Raw genomic sequence first — 26,273 nt, 5'->3', positions numbered from 1 at the left:
GAATTCGTGAAGGTGACATCAAGATGATGCAGATGTAGATGAAAAAGGGGTGTTTTAATTTGAAAAGCAATCAAGGAAGTGGGCCTGATAATACCAATCGGATTCAGATGAAGCGCACACATTTCCGCTCTTGGAAAAAAGGAAAACGGTGGCTCTTTGCATCATCGCTTATTGTCACGGTCATTGGTGCCGGCGCCTTAGAATCGGGCAAAACTGTTAAGGCTGATTCAGTCACACCGGAAACGATTCGAGTGGCAGCCGCGATTGATCAAGTGGGAACGCATGAACAAAAGCCGGCTGCTCAACAAGAACCGGCACATGCTCAAGTGAGTCAAGCGTCGGTAAGTAAGCCGGTGGTGGCAGCTAGTTCGGCGGCAACACCAGCTGTCTCACAAGCAGCACAACCACAATCCATCGCGTCAGTGCCTGGCGTTCAATCGGTCGCCAATCGTGAACCGACTCAGATATACCAGACAGTCACTACGTCCAGTGCTGTATCGTCACCATCCTCAGCCACCACGTATGCACCAACCGTCTCGCCTGCTAGCGCTTCGGTCACGACTTCAAAAGAAACGAACCAGAACAGCAAGCAGTCGCTACAGACGCAAGATATTCAGGTTCAGGCAAAAGAACACTTTGATCCAGCTGTTGCTTTGCTTGGTGGAACTGATAGTAAAGGTAATGTGCTGAGCCTTGATGATATTAATCTTGTTGGGACGGTTAACACCGGTATCCCGGGCACCTATTATTTACGATACGAATACATTGACCCTTACACGCAGGAAAAGCTTGGCAAGAATGTCCGCGTTATCGTGAAGCCAAACACGTTAGCTCAGCCTCTAGAAAATCAAGTTAATCAGACCTCAGCATCGAGCCTGGCTGCGACCCCGCTTGAATTGAGTGATGCCGCATCTTCAGCTCCTTCACTGGCTTTGGACGCTGCTGCGTTATCCAGTGCTAAATCGGCCTTGACGTCATTTGCTAAAACTGATCAAGGCAGGATTGCGTTAAGCGAAGCAGCAAATAAAATTACATCGGGTGTTAATTTCCTGAGTGCCGCAACTTCACTTAGCAACGACCCCAAAGTAAAAGCGTTTCAGGCGCAACTTTCCGAAGCTGTTGCCACGTCCGATGTTGCCTTGCAAAAATCGCTGGTTTCGTCTTTTAACGCCACAGCTGAAGGTAGTGCATTGGCATCATTGGCGAGTTTTGAAGCTTCGGTTGCTAGTGATCCGGCGCTTCAATCAATGATGTCATCGCTATCGTCAACTGCAGAGGCGAAATCTGCTGCCGATGCTAGTGCAACTTCATCATTCATGGCAACTGCTTATGGCAAACGACTCTTGGCTGATGCATCATCTGCTGCCTTTGCAGGTTCGTTGGCAAGCGCGGCTGCGGTTTCATCGTTTGCCCAAACCGAAGATGGCAAGCAAATGATTGCTGCTTTGTCCTCGTATGCAACAAATTCCGAATTTGCTGCCTTTAATACGGCACTATCCTCTGCTGTTGCCGCTTCAAACACAAGTCTTGCTCAGTCTTTGGCCACATCCTTTTTCGCCACTTCGCTTGGATCGGCCTTTGCTCAGGATATGGCACGCTTTGAAGCAACAAATTCCTATAAAGCCATGCAATCAGCAATCTCAGTGGCTCAAGACAGTGTGGCTAAACAGTTAAGGTCAACGTTAATCGCTTCCGCACAATCAGTGGTTAAAGCGGACACTGGGTTTAGCTTAACCGGGGTTTTAGGTGGCATTACCAACTTTATATGGAACGCGGTTTCGTGGTTAGCTACCAATATTAATCCAATTCGTTTAATTCCTAATTTAACCGGACTTGGGCAAGTGGGTGAATTGATTGAATCCGTGATCGGCGGAACTGTTGGTAGTGCGTTTTATGGAACCGTCACAACGGCGGTAGGTGGCTTTGCGGCATGGTTTATTGCTGGCGTTCCGGCAACGGTTCTAGATTCAATTGTCGGGATTATCCCGATCGTTGGTTGGATTGCTAACGGTGGTAACGCTGCTGAACTTGGTTGGGTTGGTGGGATTACCGGTTGGCTAACCGGGATTGTCGGCTCAACAGTTGGTGCTTATTACGGTGCGACCATGGCGCCAGGCCTTTCTAAAGATGGAAAAGTTGACGCCGTTGTCAGTGGGGTTGCATTAGGGTCAACCATTGGCGGTCTTATCGGGCACACGCTCTCAAACTGGCTGATTTCTTACACCATCGGCATGATCGTCTTCGGTATTGCCGGCGTCATCGTTGTTGCGGCCGGGTTCCTCGGACTGGGACCCATTGTCAACCCGTTGGAATTTATCCTCCTTGGTTGGGTGACGCCGTTGACTGACACGATTGCCAGCTTGATCGGTTCGCCAATCGGTGCTGCAATCGGTGGGATTATCGGCGGTATTGCAGGTTGGTTGCTCCAGTTAGTAGGCGTGAAACTTAACTTACCTGACGCTGCCGGTGTCCTCAAAGGGGTTGCACAATTGCCGGGTATTTCCGACTTGATTGGGACCATTGCTAAGATCTCTTCTAAAGCAGGGAAACTGGTCACCAAAAATCTTGTCATTCGGGCTAAACAATCCTTTGATCCTAGCGAGGCATTAGTCAGTGCCACGGATGGCGATGGTAAGGCGGTCGATATTTCTGATCTTTCTATCGATGGAAGCGTGACCGTCTCGATTCCGGGAACTTATATCCTGAAGTACTACTTCACCAATGCCGCTAATAATAATGAAATCGTTGAACAGCAAGTATACGTCACCGTGACGAGGTAAAAAATATGCATGCAAAAATTGAACTCAAAAATCTGACCCTGAGGAAAAATGAAAGTTTCCAGCCAGAAGCACTTCTTGTTGAGGCGACTGATTCCTCAGGTCATCAGGTTCCGTTAGAAAATTTCCGCATGTCAGGTGAAGTAAAGCCTTGGATTCCAGGCGTTTATCCAATTGTCATCAGCTTTACTGATCCTGAATCCAACCAGCAAATTGAAAACAAAGCATTGGTCACTGTTATTCAATAAGGCTGATCAGTTCGTTTTTCTGAAGACTACAAGAGGTCAATTTTTAAAGTCGATTGGCCTCTTTTCTACATAAAATTGTCCCAATCGTTTTTTTAAAAACGATCGGATTCAAGACACTGAAGTCTGGAGGGTATGGATGATGAGTAGGCAGAAACAGTTGCAGTCCGCGTTGTTGGGCCGCCATGGCAAATTCAAGACAGCTAAAGTTCGCGGAAAATGGATGATGGCATCAGAGGTTGTTTTGTCTTTTTCTGTTTTGGTCGCATTTAGCTCACTACATCCTGTGACTGCCTCCACAACGGCTAATGAAGAGCAGCCAGCAACCCATACAGCCACAAGTTCAGTTGCATCGGATCGTGCTTCTCCCGACATCACCTCAGTAGCTTCCGGCAGCAAAGATTCATCACCACCGGCTAATAGCTTCGAAGCTAACGGCGCCCAGCAAAAAACGGTTCAGCCCTTGGAAACCATGAAGACGGCGACTGCGAATAACCCAGAGGCGGAAGCCAAGGAACCGGTGTCAGGTGATCAAAATGAAAAGCACGATTTAACTGCGGCTGACCCAAATACGAATCAGTCGCCCAGTATCGCAACAGCACCCGTTACCATCGCCCAAAAATCTTCTTGGACACCGGAAGAAAATTTTCTGAATGCCAATGACTCGAACGGACAGGCAGTACCAATCGATGCTATTCAAGTCATCGGAACCGTTCATCCAGCGATCGTAGGTACCTATTTCGTTCAGTATGCTTTTACTGATGCCCCAACCGGCAAAGATGTGGCGCAATTTTCTTCTGTCACCGTGACCAATCAAGCTAGTGCAATTGATGAACGGCAGATAGGCGGGGACGTCTTGCCGCCAACACCTTCAGAAACAGTGGCTGCAATCAAGACAAAAGACACTTTGTTAGCTAAAAAATCATCATGGACACCGGACATCAATTTTGTGAGTGCTACTAATAGCGATGGTGCGTCGGTTCAGCTCGAAGATATTTCGATAACAGGTACGGTTAATCCGGCTTATGAGGGAACTTATTTCATCCGCTTTAGTTTTATGGATCCAAAACTGAAACAGCTGATTGCAAACATGGCGAGGGTAACGGTTGTCAGTAGTCTGACCTCGAAACCGAATCCGGATGCTTCGGGGATGTTAAAGGTGAAAAATCTATCCTCTTTTTTCCCGTCAACATCCAATTATCCAAGCGCTAAAAATGTGTATCTGCTGGATGATCCGAACTTCAAACCGGATGAGGCTGAGATTGTCAGCTACTTTCATCAATATGTCAATGAATTGCGGGCTTTGAACGGACAGTCGGCGTTGACACTTTCGGAACGCGATACAAGTCGGGCACAACAACGCGTGCGGGCGATTGTTGAAGATTTTAATCATGAAGCCGTTAGTCACGCAACGGAGAACATCGGTACGAACACTGGCATTACGGATCATATGCGGTCTAATCAGGAGATCGCATATTACATGGTGATGGCCTGGTATGACGAGACCGATAACCCGGAGCCGCTTGGTAACGGACATTATGGGCATCGGGCGAATTTAATTTATGGCGGGCCGTCAATGGGCGTGAGTTTTTACCGTCCCCCTGCAGGTAGCGCTGAGTTTAGCGATTATTATGCCTTTGAAGCGCCTATTTACACCGACTTAGGCCTTTACCTTAAAGCAAAAGCAATGGCCAACTCGTTAACGAATCCTACCAGTATACCGCTACCTAATATTTCTTTTGTGTATGTCAATGCATCTTTGCTAGCCGAACTCCGCAGCTATCTGAATGCATCACCTTTGGGACAACTTGATGCGACTGCGAAAAGTAATGCGAAACCCAGCTTATCAATAGCATAGTCGCAGAACGTTCCTGTAAGATTAAGGTATAATGATGCCCGCAGTTCTAGAGATTTTAACGATGATAGTAATCAAATACGGTTTCTTTTGATAATTCTCACGAAAAAATTGATCGAGTTAAGTATATGCGTGAGAGGATTCTTATTCGACTTATGATCTACAGAGGAGGACAACATGGGAATTTTTAATCGAAAAGAGCAACCGGAGACGCCGGATGTGCTCAACTCATTAAATGAACGCCTGAGCGAAAACCAGCAACGGCAGAAACTGGGCGGGGGAAATCAGGAACTTCAGCAGGAAAATACCGGCGATCAGCAAAAAGACGAGCCTACAACGGGCAAAACCTTGTCGCCAGAACAGCTTGAGCAACTCAACAGCGCGGCCTCTTTAGCCACTGAAATTCTGAAACCGGCAACCGGCAGCGGCCGTACTTGGTCCATGAACATCTCTGGCGGGACTGAATTAAATTTTGCCAATGATCAACTGACTGTTTATGTCAAAGATGAATCAGCTTCAACAGCGCAACTGCAACCAGCCACCCCATCTAAAGCCATCGCAAGCCAGCCACAAGCAGCCGCTATGCCAGCCCAACCAGAGCCGGCCGAGAAAGCTGATAAAGAATCACTATCAGATCCCAAAACGGTTGTAAGTGATAATACGGATGCAGCAACAGCCAGTCAAGCTGAATCGGCAAGGCAAACACCAGCTGCGGCAGGGGCAAGTGTATCCCAGCTTCAGGCAAAAGCACCAGCCAAAGATGACGATGCCAATACAGCTTCACAAATGAATCCGCCGACAGACAACACTAACTTAACCCGCGGGCCTTATTACGAAGCGCAGAAACAAAATAGTACTTTAATTACGCAAATAGCCGTCCTTCAAAAAATGAACACCCGCCTGGCTTCTCAAATCGAACAATGGCAAACTTATCGCACAAAAACGACGGCTTATTTGAAAGAACTTTCTGCTAAATATAAAGCTGTCCTGGCCGAACATGAAAAAGATCAGCAGGTTGTCAGCGAATTTTCGACTTTGCATCAGCAGCATGAAGAACTCAAGGCTCAAAATGAATTGTTACAGACACAAGTTGCCGATTTGTCCAGTCATCTGGAAGCAGCGGTGTCCGAGCGTGATAAAGCCCAAGCGGCAAAAGAAGCATTGCAAAACGAGTTAAGTAAGCAAATCGTTGCCACTCAAATTGCCGAAACAGATCTTAAGCATGTTCAGGCCGATTTAGCCGCGGCAAAGCAAACCCAGCAGGAGTTGCAAACGGCATTGTCTGATTCTGAAGCTAAGGTGGCGCGGCTATCTGAATTATCTGCTAGTCAGCCAGTTGCCGCCGATGCTGAAACCCAAAAGAACGTGGCCGCACTAGATCAAGCCGGGGTGTTCCCGTCAGAAGATGCGCCGGTTTTTGAAAGTGATTTTCCAGAGGCATAAGGTACGTATCTTGGACTCAAGGTACGACCATTAAGAAATGGGGGACTATTGGTGAACTATTTTGTGAATGAAAACATTTTTTCAATGAACTCAGGAACCGAGTTTTCAGCAGCGCAACGATTACGACTTTTCAAAGATCATGATGTACCTGCTAAAATTTTGACGCGCAACTATAATCCGTTGTTAATTGACGATTTAAAACGCGTTAAATTAACCCAGTCAGATGTTTTGAACATGTATGATTATTTTCAGGAAGCGACTTTTGTAGAACCGCGTGATATTGATATTCGCTATACCGAAGTAATTGATAAGTTTGATTATCATATCGTTGGGGTTGATGCTAATGAATCCCAGATTGTTCATCATGGCAAAGTCGTAGGCAAGGCGTTGGTAGCGCCAGCGACAGTCGGTTTGGTGGGTTCATTGGAGTATTACAATGACATGAACGCAACCGTGGCTAAAGATGTTTGGGATCGGCGTGGCTTTAAATCGTCAACGCAGTATTTTCATCCTGATGGCCAGCTCGGACCACAGATTTTTTATAATCCAGAAGGTGCTCCTAAGCTTGAGATTGTCCGGATGAATGTGAATGGGACGCTCATGAATACCATGTATCAGCTGCTTGATTATAAAGGCCGAGCATGGCGGTTCAATTCGGAAAGTGAGCTCTTTGTTTTCTTCATGAATGAAGTCGTGGCTGCCGAGCCAAGTGTGTTAATAAATGACCGCCCATCGTTGATTAATGAGGTGGCCGCAGTGACGGGCGCTAATGCTAAGTGGCAATACCTGCACAGCGTTCATACTCACAATCCGGAACAAGTCGGTGGTTCAAGAAACTATGTCGATTATCTGAAGCCGCTGTTTGCCACGCACGCCAATGATTTTGACGGGATTATGGTGGCCACTGACGAGCAAAAGCAAGAAATTGAAAAATTCTTCCACTTTAAACATGTCATGGTGGTGCCTGACAGTTTTGCAGAAGCACATGATTTAGTGCCGATTGAAAGTCGTGATCGCAATAAAATTGTCTATCTCGGCCGCATCTCACCGGAAAAAGAGCCACAAGAAGCCATTAAAATATTTGCCAAAGCACGTAAAAAGCTTCCGGATTTGCATCTGGATTTTTATGGTTACGTCTCTGACGAAGCAACAAATGAAAGCATGGTTGCGTATAGTAAGGAACTTGGTGTCGATACCGCGATCCATTATCATGGTTATCAATCAGAAGACGAACTCGCTAAAGCGCTTGGAACCGCCGCCGCGATGTTGAGTGTCTCATCATCTGAGGCGTTTGGCATGAATATTCTTCAGGCATTGAGCTATGGCGTACCGGTCATCGGATACAACGTAAAATATGGGCCTAAACTGTTGGTTGAAAATGGTGTCAATGGTTACCTGGTACCAACAGGTGAAAGTAAAGCTGCTGCCGACAGTCTGGTGAAATTGTTGACGAGCACGGAAGCAGGACACACGTGGCCGGAAATGGTTCAAGCAGCTTATCGACAATCACAAACATTTAGTGCCGATGCTGCCTGGAAACAATGGGAAGCGCAACTTAGCACCGTCCCAAATCTTTTTCTTCGCTTAGATAGGAGTGCCGAACGATGATATTTTTTATTAATTCCAGTTTTAATCAAAGCAACTCGGGAATTGAACATGCCCAGTTGAAACGGGCTGGGTTATTTCGTGATCACGGTGAACCGTTTAAAATGATTTTTCGTGAGTGGAACCCACGACTGCACGATTATTTACAGGCAAACGGTGTCAGCGATGACGAAACTTTAGGGATGTTTGACTATTTCCAAGCTGCTGAAGAAGTGCCAACCAAGATTTTGCATGCCGAGGATATTGACTTTGGCTTGGATCAGCTTAGTTACCAAAAAGAACCGGAACAATTTCGCTATCTTGTGCTGCGTGGTCAACAATTTGTGGCAAGAATTAATTATTATCGTGATGATCCAACTGAACGGGTCAGTTCGGTTGAGCAATTCGATGCTTTCGGCAATCTGTACCGGGTTGATTTTTACGATTTTCGCGGTTTCTTGTCCTTGTCGCAATGGTATACACCTGATAATAAAGTCGGCACGGAGGTCTGGTATAAGGTTGACGGGCGGCCGGTGCTTGAAACCTTTAACAAGTATGATGCCAAACAGACTTTTACTAAAACCGGCTGGCGGCTGACCGAAGACAATGGAGCGGTGTATCTCTTTTCGAATATCGACGAGTTGACAGTTCATTTTTATAATCGTTTGAATGAGCAATATTGGAACAATAAACGCGCCAATATCTTTATTGTTGATCGATCGCATCTTGGTGACTGGCAACTGCTGCACTTGAGGCGTCCGGCTTATACTGTCTTGCATTTACACAATTCACATGCAGGTGACGCGCAAGATCCGATGCACTCGGTCATGAATAATTTTTATGAGTATGGCTTGATTCACGCTAATGATTATGATGCGATTATTTCCGCCACAGAAAAGCAAACACGAGACGTTCGTGCACGCTTCCAACCTAAGAGTAAACTCTTCACAATTCCGGTCGGTGTCATTCCGGATGAACAGTTTGCACGTCCAAAAATTGCCATGGCGGATCGGCAGCAAGGTAAAGTAATTGTCACGGCCCGGGTTGCACCGGAAAAGCGAATTGATCATATTATCGAAGCGATTGGCATTGCTAAAAAAGAGGTGCCTAATATCTCATTAGATGTTTATGGGTACGTCGATCACCGCGACAATGATGAGGCAATGACCAAGATCAATGCCGCCATTGAAAAGTATCAGCTGCAAGACGTGATTAAACTGCATGATTATGTAAAGGATGTTGGCGCGGTGCAACGCGAAGGACAAGTGTATGCGCTGGCGTCGGTGATGGAAGGCTTTAACTTGTCGTTGATGGAAGCGATCAGCAATGGGCTCGTTGGCGTCACTTATGATGTGAACTATGGCCCTAATGAGCTAATTGTTGATGGTGAAAATGGCTTTGTTGTGCCATTTGATGATATCAAGGCCATGGCGGCTAAGTTTGTCGACTTATTCAAGCATCCTGATAAGCTGCAGCAGATGTCAGATCGCTCTTATGAACTGTCAGATCGTTATTCTGAAGCAAACGTTTGGCACGCATGGGAAGCGTTGTTAGAAGATGCAAAAAAGAAGCCCCTGCCATTCACTGAAGAAATCAGTAGTGGTATCGGTGATCAGCGGGTGAAAGATAACGCATAATTTGGGTAGAAAATCGTGCGTTGAAGTCTGGTCGTCTCAGTTTGACCGTTAGCAATAAAAAATAGGGCCTCTGGAGGTGTGTCTCCGGAGGCCTTTTGAGCTTTAAACATCAGTTGGAAACTTCAGCCCCACTAATGTTCGTAAATGGAATAGGGTCGTGTTCACGTCACGTGCCAGTTCCAACCATGTTTGATAGCGAAGGCGATTTTGGGGATCGTTCGGCGTTTCTAGTATTTCGGCAAAAGCAAGTGCCTCACCCGTCAATCGGTTTTCATAGGTGATCGTGTTAAGCAAGTGATTTTGACGATCTGCATCGTAATGATTGATCAGCCGCAGTTCGGTAATGTTGTCGATGACGATCTTTTCACGTAAACCATAAATTTCAGAAGGCATGAACGAGTCGGTGGTGATACCAATATGAATGGTGATATTAAACGCCGGATAAGTTAAGAAAATGGTGCCAAGCCCGTCTGCACCAGTGTTGATGGCGGTGGCGAAATAGTTTCCGTTACTCGGGTGACCAAAAAGCGAAAACGCAGCATACAAAGGATACAAGCCCAGCATTTGCAGGGCACCTCCTGCTGACTCGGGGGTAAACCCTTGAAGCCGCTTGCCAGCCAAAACATCATCATAACCGGGAAATTCCTGCATAGCGGTAAATGTTGCTCCTTGGATGGCAGGCAGTTTGCGCACCGCAGTCAGGATGTTTTGAAAATTAGGCATGTGTAATGGATACGCAGCCTCAAAAAAGTGTACTTCTGGGTGAGTGCGAAGTAACTGCTCGACTTCTTTGAATTCAGTCGGGTTCGTGAGCGCCGGCGGTTGAACGATGACATTTTTCCCGGCTAGGATTGCTTGTTTAATTTGGGGAAAATGGCGCATGTTAGGCGAGCTTGAACTGATGAAGACAGTTGTGAAATTTGGACTTTTGAAAAACGCATTAAGATCGGAAAAAAAGACGGTTTCCGGATGCTTTTCCCGGATTGCTGCCATTTCTCGCGCTGTTTCTGTGAACGCTGCAGTTAATTGCCACTTTTCTGAAATGTCTGCGGCGTCAATGAATTCCAATGCATTCTCATTACCCCCGATGATGCCGTATTTCAGCATGCTAATCTCCTCCGCGTGTTGAATTATTTCTTTCATTATAACTAGGGAGTTTTTGATAATAAAGAAAAGAGCATCGTTTGCTGTGATAATTGCATTATAAGCGAGGAAACATTGATGTAAGTCCATTTTCTAATAGAAATTTTGGTTAATCTTGTTACTCAGGAAAACGATTGTTGATTGTAATGATTTTAAAGACATAGTTCGCAGTATTATTTAGGTATATCAACTGAAAGATTTCATAGTGTTGCCAAATTAGAGGGCTGCTCCGAAGCTTGAAGAAGAAAAGCTGTTTCAAAAAAAGCCAGGTATCTTGTATGTCGTGATGGGTAAAAAAAGACCGAAGCAGCTTGTTTTTTCCAGATAACACTGTTATGATCGAGGCGATCATTGAGATAACACTGTTATTTTGAAAGAAGATGAGAGAATGGCCGACAGAAAAATCGATACAGACCAGCGAATTATGGACAAAGCTATCAGCATGATTAACGAACATGGGGAAGAATCACTTTCATTAAGAAAATTAGCACAAGGAATCGGATTAACCACAGGTGCATTTTATACGCACTTCTCTACTAAAGAAGAATTACTTCAAGCGGTGACGGTTCTTTTATCACGTCAGGAACAATCACGGATGGCAAAGAAGCTGCAAACAGTTCGTAAACCCGAAGAACAACTGCTTACTGTTGCTTCGATTTTACTTCGACAATTTAAAGATGAACCCAATTTGATGCATTTTCTATTTTTCAATCCGATTGCGCGCAATGTCCTGAAAGTTGATAGAGGAGAGTTTGCATTTTACGATCAAATGATGCAAATGGTGGAAGCAGTGATTCAAAAACGTCACCTGAGCGTACAACCTAAAGATTTATTTATTCAGTTGTGGGCATTTATTCAAGGTTATGGTCTGTTACTTGATAGTGATGTAACAGAATACGATGCGGTATTGGTGCGCGAAACACTTCTGCGCTTATTGGAGGCATAAAAATGTCAAAATTTGCAATTGTTTACTGTCATCCATATGACAAAAGTTTCAACCACGCGATTTTGCTGGCAGTTTGTCAAAACTTATCGAATCGCGCTATTGGTTATACGATTCTAGATTTATACCATGACGGATTTCAGCCAACTTATGATCAAGAAGAACTAAGCTTATTTCATTCTGGGCAGACACACGATCCTCTCGTTAAAAAGTATTTGAATACCTTAAAGGAAGTCGATGGCCTTATCATTGTGACGCCAGTTTGGTGGAACGATATACCCGCGATGCTAAAAGGCTTTATCGATAAAGTTATGAAGGAAGGTCCGGGGTTAAGTCATGTGGTTACTAAGCGTGGTGTTAAGGGATTGCTCACCAATCTGAAGCATGTTTATGTACTAACAACGTCAACCTCGCCAACTTTTTACTTGCGCCTTTTTTGTGGCAATGCTTTGCAAGGGGTTTTTATAAAACATACTTTGAGACAACTCGGAATCAGGCGTGCTCATTGGCAGAACTTTGGTAATATCACGCATTCATCGCTAAAACAGCGCCAGAAATACTTGGAATACGTGACTGAGGAGACGATTAAATATTGAGTTTTACAAAAGACGGCTTAGCATTATCAATTTGACAAGTTCACTTAAAGCACTTTTTGAAACCACAACATCGATACTTAAAATAATTGCTTCCCAAAGTTTGTTGATTTTGTTATACTTGAACTTGTGTTTTGGAGAGTTGGCAGAGTGGTAATGCAACGGACTCGAAATCCGTCGAACCGGCTAATACCGGCGCGCAGGTTCAAATCCTGTACTCTCCTTATAAGATAAGTTCATTTTTATGCGTTACGCTGGGCTTAAGTCTGGCGTAACGCTTTTTAATTTCTTACTTGATAAAATTACTTGTTAAGAAAATCAGAGTTACTAACCTTTGTATAAACAGGCGCTGTCTGTCGTGCAATGATTTCCGCAAACTTGTATAATACAGGTACTGCTAAAGCAAGGGATGATCGACACTTGAAAGTTTCCATTAAAAAAGTACCAGCACTTTATGATTTACTTTATGGTGCGTTTGCACTTGTCATGTTGATTGCGGCTGTCATTACGACATTGCCAAAGGGGTTTTCATTCACCGGCGTGGGAGCGACATTGATGTCTTGGGCGAACCATCTGTGGTGGCTGACAATTCCAGGTATTATTTTTCATCTTTTGTCGTATTTTTCCAGTCATAATCAGCGATTGTTGCTAGTCGGCAATCTTGTCGGAATCTGTGCGTTTATTGCTTTTATTTTAATTCCGAACTACAGTGTCTTTGCGCTAATCGGTTTGCTTGTTGCCATGGTGTTCGTGCTGGCAGGGGCGAATCGCGCTCAACGCATGCGTAAAGATTCGGAGGTGTCATGATGCCTTGGTTGAAGCATAAAAAGGATGACGAACCCGAAGTTGGCATTGGTGACCATGACTTCAGCCAGTTTGTCAAAAATGCTCGTCGTGATCCGCAACGATTTAAGGCGGTGCAATCCGTTTTTGATCGACTTAAGCGGAGTCCGCGCAAAGATAACAAGCGTTCAATTAAACGTTAAGCTAAAGTCTTGCTGAGAAGCAGGACTTTTTTTGAGCGCGAGCCAGCCCGGTTTCTGGGCTGGCGAGCGCGTTATGGAGATGCTGCCAGCTTTCCGGCAATTGCTGACATGAAGGCCATTGTCACCTTTTGAATGCCATCTAAATGAAACTGATGTTATTGTGTTTTTATCTTACACACATGACATTTTTGTCACGAATTAAGAAAAATATAAAGACATCACAAATTATTGAGCGGTTTTAATTGATTCGGCATAATATGTTTAACGAAAAGGAGTGATGATTCGATGAAAAAAGTGGTTGGTATAGTTGGCGTACTCGTACTTATTGTTATTGGCTTTTTCGGCTATCAATATTGGAATAGTACGTACAATGGTGTTGATGCTTATGCGGTGGTAATTGAAGGTAAAAAAGTGGCCTCGAAAAATGAAGATGGCTCACTTTACAAGGTCAATGGGAAGCAATACTACACATATGAATACGAATTAAAATGGGTGACGAAGAATGGTCAGACTCGGAACTTAGGCTATTCATCTGAAGAATCAGCTAATCCCAAGGCGTTAACACCTGGCAGTTACGTGAAAGCCAAGGTGGCACAAAAACGGGTACTGACCACACCTCAACCGGTTTCGGAGCAGGCACTTCCGCAAACAGTTAAGGCAAAATTAAAATAGATCCTTTGCGTCATAAAAGAGGCGGTCAAACTGCACTTTACATTGTGCAATTTTGACCACCTCTCTTTTTATGCTTCAGTCGGTAATTTAAGTGCGCCGTCTTCAGCAAGCTTGCTTAAAATGCGATAAAGCAGCTCTTCGGAAAATTCGCGTGATTCTGCCAGCAAATAACTGTAAGTATCGGCAACACCGGGATCAGGTACCCTTGCCAGCCACTTTTGCAGTCGTTCATTGACTTTATCATCGGTGTAAAGTTCAGAAACCAGTGCGTCGGTTTGTTGGCTGATGAGTGCTCGCAATGCCAAGTTTTCTGCCATGTTCAGCTTCCTTTCTAATTGATTACTATTATACCTAGCCACAATTTTTAGGCAAAGCCTTTTCGCCTCTTTGCATTCGGCGGCACCTAGGCTAATATAATAAGCATGATATTACCTTGGTTAGAAACCCAGTCGACGCTAGATTCTGCGCGCCAACTGTTGGGCATGAAATTAAGTTTAGGCGCTTGTAGCGGTTTGATTGTTGAAACCGAAGCTTATCTTGGTGCGCGCGATCAGGCTGCCCACGCATTTAACCATCGCCATACCACGCGTAACCATAGCCTTTTTCTGGCGGCTGGTACCGTTTATGTTTATCGAATGCGACAATACTGCTTGTTGAACATTGTGACTCAGCCGGTTGATGTCCCAGAGTGTATTTTAATTCGGGCACTGGAACCGATCAGTGGGCTGGCGACCATGCAGACTCGCCGCAAGCAAATAGGCATCGGCTTAACCAACGGACCGGGCAAATTATGCCAAGCACTAGCGATTGATAAACAGCTTGACGGCACTGTGTTGAATCAGAGCGGGCTGAGCTTGGCACCAACTGATCATCGCCCCCGTAACATTGCCGTTGGACCGCGAATCGGTATTCCTAACAAGGAGCCGTGGACAAGCGCCCCATTGCGGTTTTACGTTGCAGGTAATCCGTTTGTTTCAAAAATACCGCGGCGTGATCAGGATTTAGAAATGAGAGGATGGCAATCATGAGCCAAATGAATATGTTAGATGCAATTGGTGACAAAATGGACCAATTAGATTTTGACGGCGATCTTAGCCTGAACTGGGATAAGGACGCGCATGTGATTGAACTCGAAATCACAATGACGGCTGAAAGTGAAGCCGGCGTTGAAGTGGAAGACCAAACGGGAACAACCGTTGATGATGGCCTGGTTACCTATCAAGATGCCATTCTTTTTTATGACGAAACGCGGATGCACGGCGCCGACTATGCAGATGATTATCTGGCTATTTTTGGATTTAACGGCAAAAAAGGGATTGACGTGGCGACTGTTAATGCTTTGTTCATTTATTTACAGGATCTGCTTGATGACGGGCAAAGCGACTTGATGGATTTCGTGGATGGCACTTCCGATGACGATACATTTGCCTTGAATTTCGATGAAGCGCGGTATGAAGCGATCTTGGCTGAACAGCCCGATGCCGATAATCGGATCTTTTTGCCGTATCCTAAGTATTAGTCATTTTTACGAACGCAAAAAGATATTGATAGGTTAAAAAACGAAGCTAGCTTTTTATTTTAATTGTATTAGGAGACCATATGAATAACGATTGGACTGCATTGACAGTGACGACTTCCACTGAAGCGGTTGAAGCTGTGAGCAACATTTTGATGGAGGCTGGCGCGGTAGGCATTCAGATTAAGGATGCGGCCGACTTCAAAAAAGAGACGATTGATGCACATGGTACTTGGTTTGATCCGGCGACCGTTCCGCATTTGGCAACTGGTGCACAGGTCATCGGCTATTTTGAACCGGCTACGTCACTAATTGAAAAGCGGGATCATCTTGCGTCACAAGTTAAAGCACTGGCGCAATTCGGATTGGATCCGGGTGCGGCAACAGTAACACTGGCTGACGTGCGCCAACAGGATTGGGCGGACGTTTGGAAAAAGTATTATCATCCGTTGCGTGTTTCGCGCTTCTTAACGATTGTGCCTAAATGGGAGCACTATACACCGCAGCAGCCTGATGAGTTGGTGTTGACACTGGATCCGGGAATGGCGTTTGGAACCGGCACTCACCCGACTACGCAATTAATGTTGTCACTACTGGAATCATTGGTACGCGGCGGCGAAACAATGATTGATGTCGGAACCGGTTCAGGCATCTTGGCTATTGCGGCTGAACGGTTGGGTGTCAGCCAGATCCTAGCAACCGATGTCGATGAGATTGCCGTCAAAAATGCCCAAGCTAACATTGCCTTAAATCCCGTTAGTCACATTACCGTGAAGGCTAACGATTTACTGCAAGGACTAACGGTTTCGGCTGACTTGATTGTCGCTAACATTTTGGCTGAGGTCTTAGTACCATTGATTCCGCAAGTACCGTCACGGCTAAACCCGCATGGCCATTTTTTACTGGCAGGGATTATTGCCGAGAAGGCCGACTTGATTCGGCAAACGTTGCAGGATAATGGCTTTACCATTGCGCAACGGCGGGATGCAGGCGGGTGGGTAGCATTTGATGCGGTATTGAAAGCTTAACGATAACTTGTTTGCCAGCATAGAAAAGGGGAGCGTGCGTGCAGCGATTTTTTACCGAACATCTTTTACATAGCCAACAAACCTTCACATTGGAACCGGCGATTGCTAAACATGCGATTAAAGTGTTGCGTTATGATGTCGGCGCTGTTTTTGAATTGGCTGATCCTAAGCACCGGGTTTATCAGGCTACGGTTCAGACAACAGATCCGCTGACGGTTGAGATTGGCCCGGAGATTACCAAAAATGTGGAGTTACCCATCGCGGTTGAGGTTGTTTGCGGCGTCAGCAAAGGCGATAAAACTGAGTGGATTGTCCAAAAGGCGACGGAATTAGGCGCGGCCAAAATCGGCTTTTTCAATGCTCAATGGGGAACTGCTCGGTGGCCGGCTGAGCGGATTGCTAAAAAAATGGATCGGCTTGCAACGATCGCCCAAAATGCGGCTGAGCAAAGTCATCGTAATTTAGTCCCGGAAGTCACGATGTATGCTAAGCTGAGTGATGTAGGGGACGATGCAGCCGTTAAGTTAGTGGCTTATGAAGAAAGTGCCAAGAAAGGCGAACATGCAGCTTTGGTTTCGGCTTTAGTGCCGCATCCTGCTTCATTATGTGTTGTTTTTGGACCAGAAGGCGGCATATCGCCAGCTGAATTAGCCTTATTGCAAGCACGCGGGTTTACGCCAGCCGGTCTTGGCCCGCGGATCTTACGTACCGAAACGGCGCCGCTATATTTGCTTAGTGCCGTTTCGGTTCTCACTGAGCTTGCTTAAACTAAAACTGAATTGATTATAAAGGAGACTAGCGCTGATGAGTCGTGTCATGAATTGGGTTAAAGTACCTCGCAATAAGGTTGTTTGTTGGAGTGTGCTTATAACTTTGATCGTCCCATGGGTATTTCCATTGTTCCATATTAGTACCGCCGTCCGGGTAGGGGTTCTGTTCATTTTAATTAACATGCTGAGTGCTTTGTGGATAGGCCGAACAATTCGACGGCATCATTTAAGCTGGTGGTGGCTGTTCGTCTTGCCAGTGCTGTTTACTTTAATGGTCTTTTTACGTTACAAATGGTATGCCTACTTCTTTGCACCGATTTATCTTCTGCTCGGCGTCTTGGCGATGGCAAAGGACTAGCATTTTGTCAGAGAATCGTTATAATTTAAGGGTAGTCTAAGAAAAGTTGTACCAAGCTGTGTATCAGTCTTCTTGCGCTGAGACTCAGCCATTATGCGCGAACTGACGCGATTAATGAAGCGTAACGAAGCGGCGATAAGCGTGTTGTCCCGATTAAGTCGGAACAGAACGTTTATCGCCCTTCTCATAATATCAGCGCAATATGCCGCTATGAGCGGAAAATTCAATACGACGCGATCACTGGCGAAGAAGTCGATTGGAAGGACTTCTACCCGCGCTGGCTCGCGCTCAATCATAACGCGCTTACCGGCGCAGAAGTCTGCGTGTAAGGACCTTGGTCGCAATGGCTAAGAGCGGGCCATCACGCCCAAGGCCGCTTACACTCCGACTTCTACCCGCGGCGCCGGTTCGCGCTCAATCATAACGCGTTCGCCAGCCCAGAAACCTGCATGTAAGGACCTTGGTCGCAATGGCCAAAGCCCGGCCATCACGCCCAAGGCCACTTACACTCCGGTTTCTAACCGGGCTGGCTCACGCTCAGGAGGGGAATACCATGGCCGAAGAAGTTGAACTTACCCAGCCGGATGTCATGAAGTTGTGTAAAGCTTACATGAACCCTGAACACTTGGCATTCGTTGAAAAGGCCTATAAGTTTGCCGCTTATGTTCATAAAGATCAAGTTCGCAAGTCCGGCGAGCCTTATATTATTCATCCCATTCAGGTAGCGGGGATTCTTGCCGAATTAAAAATGGATCCTGAAACAGTGGCTTCCGGCTACCTGCATGACGTTGTGGAAGATACAAATATCACGCTGGGCGATATTGAAGAAGTGTTTGGCCATGATGTTGCGGTCATTGTTGATGGGGTGACGAAGCTTAGCAAAGTGACTTATGTTGCCCACAAGGATGAGTTGGCTGAAAACCATCGAAAAATGTTGCTGGCGATGGCAAAAGACTTACGTGTCATCATGGTGAAACTGGCAGACCGCTTGCACAATATGCGCACACTTCAACATTTACGCCCGGATAAACAGCGGCGGATTGCCAATGAAACCCTGGAGATTTATGCGCCACTAGCCGACCGCTTAGGGATTAGCACCATCAAATGGGAACTTGAAGACCTATCGCTGCGTTATCTTAACCCGCAACAGTACTATCGAATTGCACACTTAATGAACAGTAAGCGCACCGAACGTGAAGCTTATATCCAAGAAGCAATCGAAGAAATCAAAAAGGCCTTAGCGGATTTGCATATTAAATATGAAATCTATGGCCGCCCAAAGCACATCTATTCCATTTATAAAAAAATGCGCGACAAGCATAAACAGTTTGATGAGCTGTATGATTTGTTGGCAATCCGGGTCATCACCGAAACGATTAAGGATTGCTATGCGGTTTTAGGTGCAATTCATACTAAGTGGAAGCCAATGCCGGGCCGGTTTAAGGATTACATTGCGATGCCTAAAGCCAACTTGTATCAAAGTATTCATACGACCGTTATCGGACCGATGGGCAAGCCCCTAGAAGTCCAGATTCGCACCGAAGAAATGCATCACGTGGCTGAATACGGGGTTGCAGCACACTGGGCTTACAAAGAAGGCCAGACCAGTAAAGTCCAGTACGATAAAGCCGGCAAAAAATTGGATATCTTCCGCGAAATTCTCGAGCTACAGGATGAAAGTAGCGATGCCGCCGACTTCATGGAAAGTGTTAAAGGCGATATTTTCACCGATCGCGTTTACGTCTTTACCCCAAAAGGTGATGTCTACGAGCTTCCAAAAGGCAGTAATCCGCTTGATTTTGGCTATTTAATTCATACGGAAGTCGGCAATCATACTGTTGGCGCCAAAGTGAATGGCAAAATTGTGCCGCTTAATTACGTGTTAAAAAATGGCGACATCGTGGAAATGCTGACGGCTAGCGGTAGTGCGCCTAGCCGCGATTGGATCAAACTGGTGTACACCTCGCGCGCCCGTAACAAGATCAAACGTTATTTTAAGCAAGCCGATAAAAGCGAAAACGCTGAAAAAGGCCGTGATATGCTTGAACATGAGCTACAAGAGGAAGGCTATGTACCAAAAGATTTTATGACCAAGGAAAACATGACCGGACTTATGCAGCGTCTGAACTTTCAAACCGAAGACGAATTAATGAGTTCGATTGGTTACGGGGAATATACGCCCAAAGTCATTGCTAACCGGCTAACCGAAAAGTTCCGTCATGCAAAGGCTGAAAAGGATCGTAAGGCCAAAGAGGCTGCCATTTTATCTAAGAACCAGAAAGTCACAACCGTTTCCAGTGAGAAACATCAGCCACAAACCCATTCCGAAGATGGTGTGGTGATTGAAGGTGTTGACAATCTGCTGGTTCATTTGGCTAAGTGCTGCATGCCTGTGCCTGGGGATGCAATTGTCGGCTATGTGACGAAAGGCCGTGGGGTCACAGTTCATCGCGCGGATTGCCCAAACGTTCAAAGTTCACGGGAAATGTCGGGTCGTTTGATTGACGTCCGCTGGGAAAATGAAGCGGTACAAAAGCAGCTCTTTAATACTGACCTTGAAATTTACGGTTACAATCGCAGTGGGCTGTTAAATGACGTTTTACAGGTTCTTAATGCCCAAACTAAGGCTTTAAACAACATCAATGGCCGGGTTGACCACGATAAAATGGCTGATATCCATGTCAAAGTCGGCGTCCGCAACCTTGCCCATTTGGATAAATTAATGGATGCTGTTAAAAATGTTCCGGATATTTATGAAGTGAAGCGAGCAAATGGGTGATGACCGTTTTATTTAGACAGCACTGGTGATCAGAAAGGCATAGATCTCAATGATCACGATCGGGTGCTGTCTTTTTATGCCAACAACATTCACAAACAAGATTTGATAAATAAAGGAGAAAAGTATATGCGCGCAGTGGTACAACGCAGCCTTGCAGCTAAAGTTACGATTGCCGGTCAGACAGTCGGTGCCATTGATCATGGATTTGTGGTTTTACTTGGTGTCGGGCCTGAAGACACATCAGCAGATAGTGACTATCTCGCCGAAAAAATCAGTAAATTGCGGGTTTTCAGTGATGATGCCGGCAAAATGAACTTGGCGCTAGCAGATGTCGGCGGGCAAGTCCTATCAATATCGCAATTCACACTGTATGCAGATACACGTCACGGTAATCGCCCCAGCTTTACGGGTGCGGCCAAGCCGGCTTTAGGGGAACAACTTTATGACACCTTTAATGCCAAGCTTCGTGATTTAGGCGTGACGGTCGCAACTGGCGAATTTGGTGGCGATATGCAGGTGAGTCTTACCAATGATGGTCCGGTGACGATTTTATTTGATACGGAGGCGAAGTGATGTTAGTTAACGCAATTTGGGATTTTGACGGCACTTTGTATGATTCTTATCCCGGGATGATGAAGGCGTTAGCGGCGTTGGTAACGGCTAATGGCGGTCAGATTAAACCAAAGACGCTCTATCGCCAGGTGAAAGAAACATCAATCAAACAATTTTTAACCGGCTTTGGGCAACAGGTAGGCCGATCCGTTGTTGATTTAGAGGCGGATTATCATCAGCGGGCGCGGGCGTATCTTCAGGATATTCATCCATATCCTGAAGCGCTGGCCGTATTGAAAGCCATCAAAGCCCAAGGTGGACACAATCTGCTTTTAACGCATCGTGATCGTAGTGCCTGGGAAATTTTGGCTCACGATCAAGCTGACACCTTATTTCTTGGCGGGGTGGATGCCGATTTGAAGTTACCGCGTAAGCCAGCACCTGATGCGATTCAATATTTACTTCGACGCTTCCAACTCAATCCCGCGGTAACGGCGATGATAGGTGATCGCTCGCTTGATGTGGATGCCGGTATCAACGCTGATGTTAAAACGATCTACTTTAATGTGGACGGCCTCAATGCAGCACCACAGGCAGATTATCAAGTCGATCATTTAATTGAAATTCCGCCGTTGTTCCGCAAGTAAAAAATTCAAATAAAGAGCCGCTCAATCAGCAATTTTTCATGCCTGATTGAGCGGCTATTTATATTCGATTTGCGCTATTGCCGCGGCAAACTTTCCGCCGATTATTGATGATGACCGGCTTTAAAGTAAGCATTTAAACCGTTAACAATATCGGTCGCAATTTTAGATTGATACGTTGGGTTTTTAATATACTTAAAGTCTTTGTCGTTATTGATATAACCCATTTCATTCAGGATGGCCGGCTGTTTATTATCGCGTAGAACTTCATAGTTACCAAATGCAACCCCACGATTTTCTAGTGGTAAGTCATCAAAAGCGTTGTTAACTGCCTTAGCCAAGGCGAGATCCTTTTTGCTGCTGTAGTAATAGGTGGTGAACCCGGAGGCAGAGTTTTTGGACGGGCTGGAGTCAAAATGGAAGGAGATAAATGCATCGGCATGGGCGTTGTTAGCAGTTGTCGGACGTGGCGCGAGGTCGACAAAGGTGTCAGTCGTTCGCGTCATGATAACGTTAGCACCAGCAGCCCGCAAAGCATTGGCAACGAGTTCGGCCGTTTTCAAGGTATAGGTTTTTTCGTAATCATGATTATTGTTAGCTGGCGCACCCGTGTCTGTACCACCATGTCCGGGATCCAGAACAATCGTGGCTTCGGATAGTTTCGTTGCCGCTTTTTGGGTTTGACCATTATTCGGGGCGGTGACGGTCCAGCTGGCAACATAACCCGATTTGCCATCAGGGGCAGTGACTTGATACCAATCGTCTTGTTGTTTGGTAACGGTCAGTTCAGTGCCTTTATCGAGTTTCTCGACGGATGGGGCATTGATACCCGCCGCATTGCGCAGGTTAGTCATGGTATTGGTGGTGACTTTCAATGCGGCCCCGCTTTTGGCTTGCGTCAGATTGGCTTGGGCAGGTTGTGCCAGATTAGTTGTCTGACCAGTGAGCTGGACACTGCTGCTAGTGATCCATGCCGCCGTATTGTTATAGGCAATCTGGGTCCAATCGCCTTCTTGATACACAACTTTGACACTATCGCCGGCATTAAGCGTTCCTAACTGCTTGGCATCCTGGCTGGCATATTCGCGAACGTTAACCGGTTGATTCACCGTGGCAACTTTCGCACTCGTGGTTGCGGCTTCGCTTTGATCGACTAACCATGAAGCAACCCAACCGATTTTATTGCCGGCAAGGCGCACTTGATACCAGGAATTTTTGGAACCGATAATGGTCAATTCATTGCCGGATTTTACCTGACCCATGATGCCATATGCCAAGCCGGGACCTAGCCGTACATTGACGCTCTCGGCTTTGACTGTCATGTATTGGGTGTTGGCCATCACACTGGTTGTTGCGGCACCAACGCCAAACAATAGCGCCAATAAGATCACCAGCGGCCATTTCTTAAGTTGTCCGATATGTTTCATGACAAAGCCCCACCATTCTGAAAAATCGTTATGTTTATTATAGCAAACCCGCTGGCAAAAGGGTGGGGAAGAAAAGCGACCTGATGCTTAATTCGTAGTTTTCAAAGCGGCGGTAATGCGCTGACGGATCGCATCATGCTGGCTGGGCTCATATTGGTACTGAGGATCACGCCAATAACTCGGGTCATACAACCATACTGGCTTGGCCAAACGTTCCGGCACCTCCGACTGGTAGCGCGGGAAGACATGGGCATGTAAAAAATGATCCGTATTGCCCAGAATGTCGTAATTGACGCGTAATGGTTCACACGCCGTCAAAATGGCATCGCCTAAAGTTGCCATGCTTTGCAAAAATAGACTTTGTTCTCTTTTAGACAGCTCATTTAAACTGCCGACTTCGCGTTTTGGCAGTAATACGCTGTAGCCCGGTAGAAACTGGACATCGCCAAAAACTGCAAAGCCACCGGGAAGTTCGGCCATGACCATTGAATTTTGGCCATCCAAGGCTGCTTGAATGCGATCATCTTGCCACAAAACGCTCACTCCTCATCAAATACTCATGTTCTTACCCATAAAGTCAGCGTACACCTGCTGATTTTTGAAAACAATGACAATTGTGCTCTTTCACCACTAACAGCAGAAAATCAGACTTTGGTAGGAGCCTGGATTAGAACCTTTGAATGATGATAGGATTATTGTTAGATTATAATATTAGAGACAGGAGGTTGGTTCAATGAGATTATACATAGAAAACATCCATAAGCATTTCGGGAAAAAGCCAGTTTTAAATGGCATGACGGCAACGCTTGAGTCAGGTGGTGTTATCGGACTCATGGGCCCAAACGGAGCGGGAAAATCAACGTTGCTTAAAGTATTGACCACTCAGCTAAAACCCGATGCAGGTTCCATCCAACTTGATCATGTTGATGTGGTCACCCATCCCGGAAAATTACGCCAGGTATTGGGCTATTTGCCTCAGCAAGTCCCTTACCAACCAAATGTGACCGCGTTGGATTACCTACGTTACATTGCGGCTTTAAAAGGCATTAAGCCCCAAGACGCTGATCAGCAGATAACAAATCTGTTTGTAACTCTGCATCTGGATCCTAAAAATCCGACACGGCTGCGGGATTATTCCGGTGGTATGCGGCAACGAGTGGGATTGACCGCCAGTTTGCTAGGTGATCCCCAAATTATCATGGTTGATGAACCCACCGTGGGCTTAGATCCGGTCGAGCGGATTGCAGTACGTAACCTGTTAAGCACATTGGCCCAAAATCGCATCGTCCTGATCGCAACCCACATCATTCAAGATGTCGAGGCCATTGCAAGTCGCCTGCTCATCGTCAAAGACGGCCAGTTTCAATTTCAGGGAACGCCGGCAGATTTTCTCCAAAAAGCAGCCGGACACGTTTGGGAGTATGTTCTTCCGCGTGGTGCTGCGTTGCCGAGTAGTCCTAATATCAGCAACATGCAAGAGCAAGCTGACGGCATTCATGTGCGGCAGATAGCTAAAACGGCGCCAGTCAGCGGTGCTCAAAATGTCACGCCAAGTTTGGAAGACGCTACCTTAGCCAACTTTGAAGCTAAGGCGGTGACCGATGCATGATGCATATGATCTTAACCGACTATCGGCAACGTTCGCGCCAATTTTCTTTTCGGCTATTGGCAGTTTTTGCGTTGTTTTCAGCAGTGTTGCTTGCACCCCGGCAAACCGGGAGTTTTCGGGTTTTGGTTTTGGATCCGCATTACTTTGCTCAGGCGAATAACCCGACGTGGGCACCGGTCGGAGTTGTTGCGGTCTTGACGTTTTTCTTTCCCTTCATTGGCTTGGTACTGGCACGGCAAGGCATGAGTCAGGATCGGGAAAGCGGCATTTTGTCGGCTTTTTTAACCGGACCGTTTAAAAAAATCCGGTATGTCGCCGGAGAGTTTCTGACAAATTGCCTTTTGCTGCTAACGATCTTGGTTTTCGTGATGATGGGCACATTAGCTATGATGGTCATTCAATACCCTGGTCAAGGCCTTCACATAAGTCAATTTATCGCGACTTTTGCCATACTCATTCCCGGTGTAGGGTTGATCAGTGCCTTGGCTGTGATCAGTGAAACGATTCCCGGTTTACGCGGTCGGTTCGGTACAAGCATTTTGATTATGCTACTCTTCATCGGTTATGCCATGATGATTGAGGCAAAATGGTATGCACAAGTAGTCGACTTTTCCGGCATCGTTTTGTTACAAGCATTATTCAAGCAATCGGCACTTGAATCGGGCCACCGTTTGACGAGCATGATGATTTTAGGGGGCAATGACCATCTGAGTCGTGCCGGCACCCATGATTTAGTCTTTCAGACATTGACGCTAACCTCAACGCAATGGTTATGTATCGGTGGTTCAGTCCTATTAAGTTTAATGCTGGTTGGTTTGGCTGGCTTATTCTTGGAGCGGCGGCCTTTAACACGGAGAATGACACATCAACATTCTGCGATGCGGATTACTTTGCCTGAGGCGGCTGCTAATGAAGCGGATTTTAATGCGGTTTCGATTCAGCACTTCAGTTGGCCGGCTTTATGGCGTCAAGCAATGAAACAACTGCTGGCATCTCGTTCAGTCGGTTGGTGGTTGATTCTTGCTGGCTTATGGGGCGCCAACTGGATCGCACCGACTTCAAGTCTTCGGAGTACGCTTTTACCAATCACGTATTTATGGGCCTTATTATTTTTCAGCCAATTAGGATGGCCGGAACAGCGAAACGGTTTAGCTAACTGGTTGACGACCATCAATTTTGCCAAAAAGCGACATTTAAACGTGACATTGCTGGTAGCGGTCGGCTTTTCAATTCTGTTAGCGTTGCCGACCTGTATACGGCTTGGGGTCACGGCCTGGCCGTTGTTGAGTTGGGCGTTGATGTTACCCGTTGTGGCGATGTTGCTTGGGTTTGTTACCAAGACCGGACAGTGGACGCAATTGATCGTAACCGTGCTGTTGTTCTTTGTCGTCGCGGGTCTCAGCGGTATTTTACCAGTCGCAACCACAGCAACCGGTATTCTGACCGGTGTCGGCTATCTGATGATTGGCGCTGCAAGTTTGGTTGGGTTAGAGTTAGCTGTTTAGTCAGTAAGTTACGAAAAGCGTTCCTGCCCCGCTAGAAAAACTAAATGCATCACTTCGAAAATCTAGGCGTACGCCGTTGACAAAACTTTCTGCAAACCGTATGCTTTAACCAATAACTAAGACCTGTGACGGAGTAGGATAGATCAATTTTAAGCGACCCGGAGATGGTGAAAGCCGGGACCGATCGAAAAGACACTCCTGAGGTGA

Annotated in this window: 25 protein-coding genes and 1 tRNA gene; 22 read left to right on the top strand and 4 right to left on the bottom strand. The window is 46.1% G+C overall.

Annotated elements, in window-relative coordinates; all coding sequences use genetic code 11:
* The first annotated feature begins 38 nt into the window (after positions 1 to 38).
* The 6 genes from EL173_RS08130 (at position 39) to EL173_RS08105 (ending at position 9,541) form a co-directional block, all read left to right on the top strand.
* The gene (locus EL173_RS08130) at positions 39 to 2,780 is read left to right on the top strand and encodes a KxYKxGKxW signal peptide domain-containing protein (protein WP_015764478.1); all 2,742 of its coding nucleotides are present in this window, start codon (positions 39 to 41) and stop codon (positions 2,778 to 2,780) included.
* Positions 2,781 to 2,785: 5 nt separating this feature from the next.
* Positions 2,786 to 3,025 (top strand): bacterial Ig-like domain-containing protein, encoded by a 240-nt coding sequence (locus EL173_RS08125; RefSeq protein WP_005689579.1) that lies wholly within the window; start codon positions 2,786 to 2,788, stop codon positions 3,023 to 3,025.
* A gap of 136 nt (positions 3,026 to 3,161) precedes the next feature.
* Positions 3,162 to 4,880 (top strand): surface-docked cell-binding protein SpcA, encoded by a 1,719-nt coding sequence (spcA, locus tag EL173_RS08120; protein WP_005689577.1) that lies wholly within the window; start codon positions 3,162 to 3,164, stop codon positions 4,878 to 4,880.
* Between the two features lie 174 nt (positions 4,881 to 5,054).
* Complete coding sequence (locus tag EL173_RS08115; protein WP_005689575.1) at positions 5,055 to 6,320, top strand: hypothetical protein; 1,266 nt, start codon at positions 5,055 to 5,057, stop codon at positions 6,318 to 6,320.
* A gap of 51 nt (positions 6,321 to 6,371) precedes the next feature.
* Complete coding sequence (locus EL173_RS08110; RefSeq protein ID WP_005689572.1) at positions 6,372 to 7,928, top strand: glycosyltransferase; 1,557 nt, start codon at positions 6,372 to 6,374, stop codon at positions 7,926 to 7,928.
* Positions 7,925 to 9,541: a glycosyltransferase family 4 protein gene (locus tag EL173_RS08105; protein WP_014571359.1), complete on the top strand. Its 1,617-nt coding sequence runs from the start codon at positions 7,925 to 7,927 to the stop codon at positions 9,539 to 9,541. The genes EL173_RS08110 and EL173_RS08105 overlap by 4 nt, the downstream gene beginning before the upstream one ends.
* Before the next feature lie 102 nt (positions 9,542 to 9,643).
* On the opposite strand, the gene EL173_RS08100 is transcribed toward EL173_RS08105, so the two are convergent.
* Positions 9,644 to 10,648: a Gfo/Idh/MocA family protein gene (locus tag EL173_RS08100; RefSeq protein WP_014571358.1), complete on the bottom strand. Its 1,005-nt coding sequence runs from the start codon at positions 10,646 to 10,648 to the stop codon at positions 9,644 to 9,646.
* Between the two features lie 424 nt (positions 10,649 to 11,072).
* On the opposite strand from EL173_RS08100, the gene EL173_RS08095 reads away from it, so the two are divergent.
* The 6 genes from EL173_RS08095 to EL173_RS08070 all read left to right on the top strand — a co-directional run bounded on the left by EL173_RS08095 (position 11,073) and on the right by EL173_RS08070 (position 13,878).
* A complete protein-coding gene (locus EL173_RS08095) occupies positions 11,073 to 11,630 on the top strand; it encodes a TetR/AcrR family transcriptional regulator (RefSeq protein ID WP_005689566.1) in 558 nt (185 codons plus the stop codon).
* A gap of 2 nt (positions 11,631 to 11,632) precedes the next feature.
* Complete coding sequence (locus tag EL173_RS08090; protein WP_005687688.1) at positions 11,633 to 12,223, top strand: NAD(P)H-dependent oxidoreductase; 591 nt, start codon at positions 11,633 to 11,635, stop codon at positions 12,221 to 12,223.
* A gap of 133 nt (positions 12,224 to 12,356) precedes the next feature.
* Positions 12,357 to 12,444 (top strand) — tRNA-Ser (locus EL173_RS08085).
* Positions 12,445 to 12,640: 196 nt separating this feature from the next.
* The gene (locus EL173_RS08080; RefSeq protein ID WP_014571357.1) at positions 12,641 to 13,027 is read left to right on the top strand and encodes a hypothetical protein; all 387 of its coding nucleotides are present in this window, start codon (positions 12,641 to 12,643) and stop codon (positions 13,025 to 13,027) included.
* Positions 13,027 to 13,206: a hypothetical protein gene (locus EL173_RS08075; RefSeq protein WP_005687686.1), complete on the top strand. Its 180-nt coding sequence runs from the start codon at positions 13,027 to 13,029 to the stop codon at positions 13,204 to 13,206. The genes EL173_RS08080 and EL173_RS08075 overlap by 1 nt, the downstream gene beginning before the upstream one ends.
* A 285-nt stretch (positions 13,207 to 13,491) precedes the next feature.
* Positions 13,492 to 13,878 (top strand): DUF1093 domain-containing protein, encoded by a 387-nt coding sequence (locus tag EL173_RS08070; RefSeq protein WP_005689559.1) that lies wholly within the window; start codon positions 13,492 to 13,494, stop codon positions 13,876 to 13,878.
* Between the two features lie 68 nt (positions 13,879 to 13,946).
* On the opposite strand, the gene EL173_RS08065 is transcribed toward EL173_RS08070, so the two are convergent.
* The gene (locus EL173_RS08065; RefSeq protein WP_005687684.1) at positions 13,947 to 14,195 is read right to left on the bottom strand and encodes a hypothetical protein; all 249 of its coding nucleotides are present in this window, start codon (positions 14,193 to 14,195) and stop codon (positions 13,947 to 13,949) included.
* Between the two features lie 105 nt (positions 14,196 to 14,300).
* On the opposite strand from EL173_RS08065, the gene EL173_RS08060 reads away from it, so the two are divergent.
* The 8 genes from EL173_RS08060 to EL173_RS08015 all read left to right on the top strand — a co-directional run bounded on the left by EL173_RS08060 (position 14,301) and on the right by EL173_RS08015 (position 21,528).
* The gene (locus tag EL173_RS08060; RefSeq protein WP_005687683.1) at positions 14,301 to 14,906 is read left to right on the top strand and encodes a DNA-3-methyladenine glycosylase; all 606 of its coding nucleotides are present in this window, start codon (positions 14,301 to 14,303) and stop codon (positions 14,904 to 14,906) included.
* Positions 14,903 to 15,397 carry a DUF3013 family protein gene (locus EL173_RS08055; protein ID WP_014571356.1) on the top strand — a complete coding sequence of 165 codons (495 nt, stop codon included), beginning with the start codon at positions 14,903 to 14,905 and terminating at the stop codon, positions 15,395 to 15,397. The genes EL173_RS08060 and EL173_RS08055 overlap by 4 nt, the downstream gene beginning before the upstream one ends.
* Before the next feature lie 80 nt (positions 15,398 to 15,477).
* A complete protein-coding gene (gene prmA / locus EL173_RS08050; RefSeq protein ID WP_005689554.1) occupies positions 15,478 to 16,422 on the top strand; it encodes a 50S ribosomal protein L11 methyltransferase in 945 nt (314 codons plus the stop codon).
* 38 nt (positions 16,423 to 16,460) lie between these two features.
* Positions 16,461 to 17,189, top strand: coding sequence for an RsmE family RNA methyltransferase (locus tag EL173_RS08045; protein WP_005689552.1), 729 nt, complete (start codon positions 16,461 to 16,463; stop codon positions 17,187 to 17,189).
* A gap of 37 nt (positions 17,190 to 17,226) precedes the next feature.
* Complete coding sequence (locus tag EL173_RS08040) at positions 17,227 to 17,550, top strand: hypothetical protein (protein ID WP_005713934.1); 324 nt, start codon at positions 17,227 to 17,229, stop codon at positions 17,548 to 17,550.
* 553 nt (positions 17,551 to 18,103) lie between these two features.
* Positions 18,104 to 20,329, top strand: a complete 2,226-nt coding sequence (locus tag EL173_RS08025; RefSeq protein ID WP_005687678.1) for a RelA/SpoT family protein — start codon at positions 18,104 to 18,106, stop codon at positions 20,327 to 20,329.
* 126 nt (positions 20,330 to 20,455) lie between these two features.
* Complete coding sequence (dtd, locus tag EL173_RS08020) at positions 20,456 to 20,902, top strand: D-aminoacyl-tRNA deacylase (RefSeq protein WP_014571354.1); 447 nt, start codon at positions 20,456 to 20,458, stop codon at positions 20,900 to 20,902.
* Entirely contained in the window at positions 20,902 to 21,528 is a 627-nt protein-coding gene (locus EL173_RS08015) for an HAD family hydrolase (protein ID WP_005689544.1), read from the top strand. Before dtd ends, EL173_RS08015 begins: the two co-directional genes overlap by 1 nt.
* Before the next feature lie 101 nt (positions 21,529 to 21,629).
* On the opposite strand, the gene EL173_RS08010 is transcribed toward EL173_RS08015, so the two are convergent.
* The gene (locus EL173_RS08010; RefSeq protein WP_005689542.1) at positions 21,630 to 22,952 is read right to left on the bottom strand and encodes an N-acetylmuramoyl-L-alanine amidase family protein; all 1,323 of its coding nucleotides are present in this window, start codon (positions 22,950 to 22,952) and stop codon (positions 21,630 to 21,632) included.
* Positions 22,953 to 23,039: 87 nt separating this feature from the next.
* A complete protein-coding gene (locus EL173_RS08005) occupies positions 23,040 to 23,486 on the bottom strand; it encodes an HIT family protein (protein ID WP_014571353.1) in 447 nt (148 codons plus the stop codon).
* Positions 23,487 to 23,685: 199 nt separating this feature from the next.
* On the opposite strand from EL173_RS08005, the gene EL173_RS08000 reads away from it, so the two are divergent.
* Both EL173_RS08000 and EL173_RS07995 read left to right on the top strand, forming a co-directional pair.
* Complete coding sequence (locus tag EL173_RS08000) at positions 23,686 to 24,561, top strand: ATP-binding cassette domain-containing protein (protein WP_005689539.1); 876 nt, start codon at positions 23,686 to 23,688, stop codon at positions 24,559 to 24,561.
* Positions 24,558 to 26,066, top strand: coding sequence for an ABC transporter permease (locus EL173_RS07995; protein ID WP_005689538.1), 1,509 nt, complete (start codon positions 24,558 to 24,560; stop codon positions 26,064 to 26,066). The genes EL173_RS08000 and EL173_RS07995 overlap by 4 nt, the downstream gene beginning before the upstream one ends.
* The last annotated feature ends 207 nt before the right edge of the window (positions 26,067 to 26,273 follow it).

It is taken from the genome of Lacticaseibacillus rhamnosus, from assembly GCF_900636965.1.
GTDB classification, from domain to species: domain Bacteria; phylum Bacillota; class Bacilli; order Lactobacillales; family Lactobacillaceae; genus Lacticaseibacillus; species Lacticaseibacillus rhamnosus.
This window is presented reverse-complemented; position numbering and strand designations above follow the sequence as displayed.

Coding starts and splice junctions, on each gene's coding strand:
- EL173_RS08115 (WP_005689575.1), top strand. CDS start 5,055: ATGGGAATTTTTAATCGAAAAGAGCAACCGGAGACGCCGGATGTGCTC.
- EL173_RS08100 (WP_014571358.1), bottom strand. CDS start 10,648: ATGCTGAAATACGGCATCATCGGGGGTAATGAGAATGCATTGGAATTC.
- EL173_RS08070 (WP_005689559.1), top strand. CDS start 13,492: ATGAAAAAAGTGGTTGGTATAGTTGGCGTACTCGTACTTATTGTTATT.
- EL173_RS08025 (WP_005687678.1), top strand. CDS start 18,104: ATGGCCGAAGAAGTTGAACTTACCCAGCCGGATGTCATGAAGTTGTGT.
- EL173_RS08105 (WP_014571359.1), top strand. CDS start 7,925: ATGATATTTTTTATTAATTCCAGTTTTAATCAAAGCAACTCGGGAATT.
- EL173_RS08090 (WP_005687688.1), top strand. CDS start 11,633: ATGTCAAAATTTGCAATTGTTTACTGTCATCCATATGACAAAAGTTTC.
- EL173_RS08065 (WP_005687684.1), bottom strand. CDS start 14,195: ATGGCAGAAAACTTGGCATTGCGAGCACTCATCAGCCAACAAACCGAC.
- spcA (WP_005689577.1), top strand. CDS start 3,162: ATGATGAGTAGGCAGAAACAGTTGCAGTCCGCGTTGTTGGGCCGCCAT.
- EL173_RS08015 (WP_005689544.1), top strand. CDS start 20,902: ATGTTAGTTAACGCAATTTGGGATTTTGACGGCACTTTGTATGATTCT.
- dtd (WP_014571354.1), top strand. CDS start 20,456: ATGCGCGCAGTGGTACAACGCAGCCTTGCAGCTAAAGTTACGATTGCC.
- EL173_RS08130 (WP_015764478.1), top strand. CDS start 39: ATGAAAAAGGGGTGTTTTAATTTGAAAAGCAATCAAGGAAGTGGGCCT.
- EL173_RS08040 (WP_005713934.1), top strand. CDS start 17,227: ATGAGTCGTGTCATGAATTGGGTTAAAGTACCTCGCAATAAGGTTGTT.
- EL173_RS08055 (WP_014571356.1), top strand. CDS start 14,903: ATGAGCCAAATGAATATGTTAGATGCAATTGGTGACAAAATGGACCAA.
- EL173_RS08000 (WP_005689539.1), top strand. CDS start 23,686: ATGAGATTATACATAGAAAACATCCATAAGCATTTCGGGAAAAAGCCA.
- EL173_RS07995 (WP_005689538.1), top strand. CDS start 24,558: ATGATGCATATGATCTTAACCGACTATCGGCAACGTTCGCGCCAATTT.
- EL173_RS08060 (WP_005687683.1), top strand. CDS start 14,301: ATGATATTACCTTGGTTAGAAACCCAGTCGACGCTAGATTCTGCGCGC.
- EL173_RS08010 (WP_005689542.1), bottom strand. CDS start 22,952: ATGAAACATATCGGACAACTTAAGAAATGGCCGCTGGTGATCTTATTG.
- EL173_RS08075 (WP_005687686.1), top strand. CDS start 13,027: ATGCCTTGGTTGAAGCATAAAAAGGATGACGAACCCGAAGTTGGCATT.
- EL173_RS08095 (WP_005689566.1), top strand. CDS start 11,073: ATGGCCGACAGAAAAATCGATACAGACCAGCGAATTATGGACAAAGCT.
- prmA (WP_005689554.1), top strand. CDS start 15,478: ATGAATAACGATTGGACTGCATTGACAGTGACGACTTCCACTGAAGCG.
- EL173_RS08125 (WP_005689579.1), top strand. CDS start 2,786: ATGCATGCAAAAATTGAACTCAAAAATCTGACCCTGAGGAAAAATGAA.